The sequence below is a fragment of the Lysinibacillus sp. 54212 genome (genome assembly GCF_036662795.1).
In the GTDB taxonomy this organism is placed as follows: Bacteria; Bacillota; Bacilli; order Bacillales_A; family Planococcaceae; genus Lysinibacillus_B.
In genome coordinates, this window is sequence record NZ_JBAFWZ010000009.1 from 139,458 (window position 1) to 145,457 (window position 6,000).

A 6,000-nucleotide genomic window follows, 5' to 3' on the forward strand; every position below is an offset into this window, starting at 1 on the left:
TCTGGCACTCGCTTTCCGCGGGCGAAGCGCTGAGCCTCCTCGGGCCAACATGATGTTGGTCACGAAGGCGTTGCCACAGGATGTGGCGTTCTTAGCCTTTGTTCCCTTTAGGCTCCTGCGGGGTCTCATCACTCCGCTTTCCCGCTGGAGTCTCGTGCCTCGCTACAGGTAACGGTCGTACTAAGAAAATGTATGCTGTTAAATGATCTTAGTAGTTTCTTTATTATTACTTAGAATATCCAAAAATGTAATGGAATCTAAATTCATTATAACTTTATAAGCATCTTCGTTGATTGTATTGGCAGACGCGAAAATAGTGGGTAAATGCCCGCGGAAAGCGTCCGCCTAGAACGGAAATCAACGATTCACTCATAGTAAAAATTCAATATCCTTAAGCATCGAATATACGGTGCTTAGGGACACGTTATGTACGTTATTTTCAGAATCTTATAAAAATTTAATAGAAAAATAGTAGGTGGATATATGAAGAAGAGTTTACAAATTGGGGGAGCTTTTGTTGGGCTGATTGTTGGTGCTGGCTTTGCTTCTGGGCAAGAAATTATGCAATACTTTACAAGCTTTGGCGTATGGGGGATTGTCGGTGGAGTGATCGCCACGTTTGCCTTCGCTTTCCTAGGCATGACGCTAGCACAGCTTGGTTCAAAGCTACAAACAACCTCACATAAAGGGGTAATTTACTATATTGGTGGTCGCTACATAGGGGTAATTCTAGACTTCCTAATCACATTCTTCCTATTCGGCGTAGCTGTTGTGATGTTTGCTGGGGCAGGCTCGACATTCAACCAAATGTTCGGCATCGATCCGATGATTGGTAGTATTATTATGGTGGCTGCAACAATTTTCACGCTGCTTTTAAATGTGAAAAACATTATTAATTTAATCGCGGTCATTACACCGTATTTAATGGCAATTATTTTTGTTATTTTAATCTACTCACTATTTACAATGGATATCTCGTTCTCAGCGGCAAATGAGCTTGCTGGGCAGCAAAATGCGGCGGCCTCTAACTGGTTTATCGGTGCATTGCTTTATGTATCGTATAATCTTGCAGCTGGTGCAGCGATGCTAATTGTCATGGGAGGCACGGTGACTGATCGAAAAGTAGCTGGCATGGGCGGTATTTTCGGTGGTATTATGCTAGGGGCTTTAATCATTCTTATCAATATTACAATGTTTGTAAAAATGGATGTTGTTTCGGGTGTAGACATGCCAACACTTGAATTAGCAAATAGAATTCACCCTGCAGTCGGTATGCTAATGGCGGTTGCCCTGCTTGGAATGATGTATAACACAGCAGTAGGGATGTTCTATGCATTTACAGTACGCTTTGTGGCACCAGACCATAAAGTATTCAAGCCGACAATTGTTATCGTAGGGCTAGCTGGCTTTGGTGCTAGCTTAGTAGGCTTCACAACGCTAGTTGGAAAAGTATACTCAACAATGGGCTATCTAGGCTTTGCATTAATCGTTGCAGTGATCATTGCATGGATTCGTAAGGATAAAAAAGAAATAGACCAATAGTATTGAAGGTATTTGGAATGAGCGTGTTCCAAATGCCCTTTTTTTAGCATTGTCTAGCTCCAGCGCCCAGCCCCTCGGTCGAAAGCTGAAATGATGCTTTCGATTCGGGGTTACAAGCAGCTGTCGGGGGTAAACAGGGCGCTTCCGCTTTTCTTACATTCATGCCCCTATCGGACAAAGCATAAACTGTCCTAATGTTTATTGTTGGGAAAGAGGGTTGTCCGATGAAAAAAAGTTTTGGAATTGCAGGGGCTTTTGTTGGGCTGATTGTCGGCGCTGGCTTTGCATCTGGACAAGAAATCATGCAGTATTTTACGAGCTTTGGAAGGATGGGGATGGTGGGTGCCGTTGTGGCGACCGTAATCTTTGCCTTTTTAGGGATGATCCTAGCGCAAATCGGGTCTGACCTCCAAACGACCTCACACAAGGAAGGCATCTATTACATCGGAGGACGATACATCGGTGCTGTGCTGGACATCGTGATTACGGTTATCCTATTCGCTATTGCCGTTGTAATGTTTGCAGGCTCAGGCTCGACCTTTCAGCAAATGTACGGCATAAATCCAGGAATCGGCAGCATCTTAATGGCAACAGCCACGATCGTCACCCTACTCTTAAAAGCTGACAATATTATAAAAATCGTAGCGGCACTCACACCGTACCTAATGGGCATTATTTTTATTATATTAATCTATTCTCTCTTTACGATGGATTACTCGATTGGTGAATTAGATGCCATGGCTCAAAACCAACCGTCTGCAGCATCAGGCTGGATTATGGGGACCATCCTGTATGTTTCATATAATATTGCCTCTGGTGCAGCAATGCTTATTGTGATGGGCGGGAAGGAACGAAATCGAAAAATTGCAGGGCGTGGCGGCATACTCGGTGGCGTGATGGTCGGCTTTTTAATCCTGCTCATTAACGGAGCCCTGTTTGCAAAAATGGACGTCGTTGCAGGTGTTGATATGCCGACATTAGAATTGGCGGAGAGAATACACCCGGTCGTCGGCTTCCTTATGTCCCTTCTGCTGTTAGGTATGATGTACAGCACAGCAGTTGGAATGTTCTATGTATTCACAATCAGACTACTATCCCCCCATCGAAAGCTGTTCAAGCCCGCCGTGATGCTTATTGGACTAGCTGGCTTTGCAATCAGCTTAGTCGGCTTTACAACGTTAGTCGGCAAGCTGTACTCCACGATGGGCTATCTCGGCTTTATCCTGATCCTGGCTGTGCTCTTTTCGTGGATGAGGAATCGTAAGGTGGCCTCTTGAAGCAAAAAAGAATACCAGATCCTTGTCTGGTATTCTCTATCCCCTATAGAATTTCTAAACGGATTTCTTTATTTAAACTATTTAATACAGGCGATTTTAATAGTGCCGCTTGAGCAATACTTGTTAACTCTTCCTGTGAAGCGTCCCCATTTACCGTTAATCTGATAACAGGATTTAAAATGCCTCCATCTCCCTCTTCTAAGCCAAGAAATACCGCTGCATTTAAGTCAGCCTGAATTACAACATCTACGCTTTCTAATCGGATGCCCTTTTGACTCGCCATTACTTCAAAAGTGATAGCAAAGCAACTTCCTGCTGCACCGATAAGATATTCCACAGGATTAGGCGCTTTATCCGTACCACCAAGTGTTACAGGCTCATCCATTAGAAATGAATCGAACTCGCGAATGGATACTAGATTTTGAACGCCTGTTTTCCACTGAATACGGGCACTCCAATCTTTAATTTTTAACTCTGGATTATTTTGAATTGCTTGTGCTGTTTGTCCAGCTGCTTCTAGTGAAATATTATTCATACTAGCTCCTCCTCAATGTTATGTCACATTGATATTACATTAGGGTAAAGCAGGCTGTATGTAAGGCTCCTTACATATGTTCAATTTTTTGATCATTTTTTATCCAAATACGTTGATCCTCTTGTTTCACTGTACCAGTTTGTATGAACTTGTTCAGTATGAATGTAACGGTTTCTCGAGTGGAAGCAATCATGCCGGCAAGATTACTATGTGTAAGAAATTCCGGTAAAGGGAACCACTCTTGATCCTCCCCTTCCTTATTCGCTAACTTGTTTAATAGGAATAAAAGCCGTTCCTCCACTTTTCCATAAGCAACCTGTTCAAGGATCTCAACCGTTTCCTGCAGTCTATTGGAGAAATAATACAGCAACGTCATTAATAGCTCTGGGTTTTGTTGAATTTCTTTTTTAACTTCATCTTTATTCAGAACGATGACCTTTGCTTCAGTTAAAGCCTTCGCAAATAGCTGGCTTTCCCTATCCGAAAAAATTTTTAGCAAATCAATAAAATCACCCTGAGATAATATTCCTAGCACACACTCCTTGCCCTCCAAATGAACATGAAATATTCGAGCATGACCTTCAAGAATTAAATACACTGAATCGGATAATTGCCCAGGCATAAGAATGAAATCACCTTTTTTAAAAGTAGTAATACTCTTTTGTGCCTTCCACTTTTCGATTTGAGTTGGTGGAAATAGACTCACGATATTTGATGGATATAAATACGAATTATTCGACATGGATTTTCGCTCCTTTGTGGGATTCTTTACGTAAGCCTCTGTGAAATAGCCAGTTTTTTACTAGAGGAGTGGACCTTCTTTTGATAACGACAGTGTAATGTATTGTACAGCGTCTGCTTTAAAAAGGGTAATAAAAGGGATGGAGGTGTATCGGTTAGTGTCTATGTAATTTTTCTTTATTTAATTAGTGACTCGAAATAACGTTGAATATAATAGTCCTAGGGGTGAATTGTTATGAAAAGACTATTTTTAGCGGCTGGAATCATTTTCTTAGCCAGCTGCACCGATAAAGAGGTAACAGAACCACGGAAGGACAAAGAAGAGGATCAATCTGTTGTATACGAAGCAGAGCAAAAAAGAAATCGACAATTGAGTGCTGTACTTGAAAGAGTGGCTGTGGATTATGGTATCATGCGAAAGGATCCGGTGAATATTACTTACGAGTTTGGCCTAGTCTATGCTGACTTAATCGATTTAAATGAGGACGGTCAGGATGAGCTGTATGTAGTATTGAACAGCGGTGCAAATTTTGACGAAGAGTTAACGCATCGAAATCAGGATGGCTATATTGTTGAAATCTGGGCGGCGAACGAACAGCAGGCTGAGGCTGAGTTGCTCCATAATGAAGTGATTCGTCACGACTCAAGCGATACTAGCCTAGCTTTTGTGAAAACAACCCATGGAGATATTTTTTTGAAAAATCATGTGCAAGGAAAAAATAACGAAACAACAACCTATTATGCTTACCGGGATGAGGGCTGGGAGGTTGTATTAGAAGCATCCATAAGTGGTGGCACACTGCATAGGATTGATGGTGTGGACGTTGATTTAGCTCAATTCGAGGGAGAAATGAAAGAATTCCAGGGTGAAGAATTCCATATTGTAAAAGGCGATGAGGGCTTAGCTGTTGATATGTCCAATATTGCGGAGCATATTGGTGGAGTTTTCTCAGCATTAACAAAAGACTCCCATGCAATTTTAGCGGATGGTGAAGATGCACCAGATGACGTATTTGCCAAAATTGAAAAGGCGATGGGCGAGCATTCAGATTACCGCAAGATGGATAAACGAGATCGGGAAACGTACGAACGAACGATCGTGCATCTAATCCTGCGCGGAAAATTAACCTACGATGGACAACTAGAAAACCAAATTCCAAGTATTACGGAATCACAAGTAGTCCAAAAAATGAAAGAGTTATTTGATATCGAGCTAGACCGGGCAGCAATGAATTTGCCGCCTCAGGAAGACCTGGACGTAATGGATATGCTCCGTTATGAGGAGGGGGTATTTTATCTGCCGATTAGTGAATTCTACAGTGATACTATTATTCGTGATGTGGGAGCAGCTAAGCGTTTTGAGGAGGATTTGTACCTCGTGACATTCCAGGATCATTTTATAAGCGTGATGGAATATACCATCAGCACGAATGACTACGATTTTAATCCTGAAACGTATAAAACTACATCGGTTTCCGAATGGCCAGAAAAAACACAGCCCTTTATTAAGGAGGGCATTCCAAGCTATGCCGTTGTGAAGGTGACTGACGAGGGCGTAAAGTTATATTATATGGGCTATGTTAATTTATCGGAGGAAGAGCTGCGGAGCTTTTAAATAGTGGGGAGTCGCCATGAGAAAAATGTGGCGGCTTTTTTTATTGTGTGGGTTTTTGATTGCTCTTAGGATTGAGCTGCAAAATTATAAATCCTCGAGTTGAAAATTAAGGGCATAAAATTTTACAATAATTTTTATAACTCGATTCGTGCTATTTGTCGGAATCCATATACTACTTATTTTTAAATAAGCATTCCTGTTATAAGGATTTTCGGGGACTTGAAATAAAAAAAGCCCTTTAGTATGATGCTTGAGTGTCAATGGCCATTGTCTCAATGCATCTACGAAAG

At 41.7% G+C, this 6,000-nt stretch carries 6 protein-coding genes; 3 read left to right on the plus strand and 3 right to left on the minus strand.

Annotated features, from left to right (window positions below; genetic code table 11):
- Window positions 1-483 precede the first annotated feature (483 nt).
- Together V4T18_RS08650 and V4T18_RS08655 are read left to right on the plus strand one after the other, a co-directional pair.
- Entirely contained in the window at window positions 484-1,542 is a 1,059-nt protein-coding gene (locus tag V4T18_RS08650) for a YkvI family membrane protein (protein ID WP_332648709.1), read from the plus strand.
- A 224-nt stretch (window positions 1,543-1,766) separates the two neighbouring features.
- Complete coding sequence (locus V4T18_RS08655) at window positions 1,767-2,819, plus strand: YkvI family membrane protein (protein WP_332648711.1); 1,053 nt, start codon at window positions 1,767-1,769, stop codon at window positions 2,817-2,819.
- Window positions 2,820-2,862: 43 nt separating this feature from the next.
- Here V4T18_RS08655 and V4T18_RS08660 read toward each other — a convergent pair whose 3' ends face one another.
- On the minus strand, window positions 2,863-3,354 hold the full coding sequence (locus tag V4T18_RS08660) for an OsmC family protein (protein WP_332648713.1): 492 nt from the start codon (window positions 3,352-3,354) through the stop codon (window positions 2,863-2,865).
- Window positions 3,355-3,424: 70 nt separating this feature from the next.
- Window positions 3,425-4,096, minus strand: a complete 672-nt coding sequence (locus V4T18_RS08665) for a Crp/Fnr family transcriptional regulator (RefSeq protein ID WP_332648715.1) — start codon at window positions 4,094-4,096, stop codon at window positions 3,425-3,427.
- Window positions 4,097-4,330: 234 nt separating this feature from the next.
- Here V4T18_RS08665 and V4T18_RS08670 point away from each other — a divergent pair, with 234 nt between their 5' ends.
- Window positions 4,331-5,710, plus strand: coding sequence for a hypothetical protein (locus V4T18_RS08670; protein WP_332648717.1), 1,380 nt, complete (start codon window positions 4,331-4,333; stop codon window positions 5,708-5,710).
- A gap of 84 nt (window positions 5,711-5,794) precedes the next feature.
- Here the strand turns inward: V4T18_RS08670 and V4T18_RS08675 are convergent.
- Window positions 5,795-6,000: hypothetical protein (locus V4T18_RS08675; RefSeq protein ID WP_332648719.1), on the minus strand; the 206-nt coding region annotated here is incomplete at its 5' end.

What these genes read in the sequence shown, in the direction of transcription:
- V4T18_RS08650 (WP_332648709.1), top strand. Translation starts at nt 484, where the DNA reads ATGAAGAAGAGTTTACAAATTGGGGGAGCTTTTGTTGGGCTGATTGTT.
- V4T18_RS08655 (WP_332648711.1), top strand. Translation starts at nt 1,767, where the DNA reads ATGAAAAAAAGTTTTGGAATTGCAGGGGCTTTTGTTGGGCTGATTGTC.
- V4T18_RS08660 (WP_332648713.1), bottom strand. Translation starts at nt 3,354, where the DNA reads ATGAATAATATTTCACTAGAAGCAGCTGGACAAACAGCACAAGCAATT.
- V4T18_RS08665 (WP_332648715.1), bottom strand. Translation starts at nt 4,096, where the DNA reads ATGTCGAATAATTCGTATTTATATCCATCAAATATCGTGAGTCTATTT.
- V4T18_RS08670 (WP_332648717.1), top strand. Translation starts at nt 4,331, where the DNA reads ATGAAAAGACTATTTTTAGCGGCTGGAATCATTTTCTTAGCCAGCTGC.